Below are 502 nucleotides of genomic sequence, written 5' to 3' on the forward strand. Positions count from 1 at the left end.
TGGTTTTGCGTGTGTGCTAGTTTTTTAGTTTTTGGTTTTTGTGTGTGCTAGATTTTGGTTTTTTTGTAGATTTTTGCGTGTCTTTGTCATTGCGAGCAAAAATGAGCGTAAGCGAATTTTTGCGTGGCAATCTATATTATTTTTTTTGCAAAAAGCGTGTTTTTTGTTTTTTGTAGCGATAGATTGCCACGCATTATATTTTTGCTAAAACGCAAAAATATAATGCTCGCAATGACAAAAAGAAAAACGCGTGGGGATTCTAGCTTGCGTGGCGTGGCAATCTAAAATCCCCTCCCTTTGCGTGTTTTTCCCCGCTTTTTCACCCATAAAGTTGAAACTTACCCTGCACTTCGCTTTTTAGTCTTGCTTGTGCCATTTGGTAGTATTCTTTATCTATTTCATAGCCTAAAAACCTGCGTTTTAGCACTTTGCAAGCGTGCGCAGTCGTGCCACTGCCCATAAAACAATCTAGCACCAAATCCCCCTCTTTGCTAGAATTTAG

2 protein-coding genes are annotated in these 502 nt (G+C 39.0%); both read right to left on the reverse strand.

Annotated elements, in window-relative coordinates:
• Positions 1-204: 204 nt before the first annotated feature.
• Entirely contained in the window at positions 205-327 is a 123-nt protein-coding gene (locus ACWIUO_RS13875; RefSeq protein ID WP_454178474.1) for a hypothetical protein, read from the reverse strand.
• The coding region (locus tag ACWIUO_RS13880) for a DNA methyltransferase (RefSeq protein ID WP_454178475.1) at positions 320-502 on the reverse strand (183 nt) is incomplete at its 5' end. The genes ACWIUO_RS13875 and ACWIUO_RS13880, both read right to left, overlap by 8 nt.

It is taken from the genome of Helicobacter sp. T3_23-1056, assembly GCF_053654535.1.

Bases quoted from the DNA above. Each gene is read 5' to 3' on its own strand.
- ACWIUO_RS13875 (WP_454178474.1), bottom strand. From the start codon at position 327: ATGGGTGAAAAAGCGGGGAAAAACACGCAAAGGGAGGGGATTTTAGAT.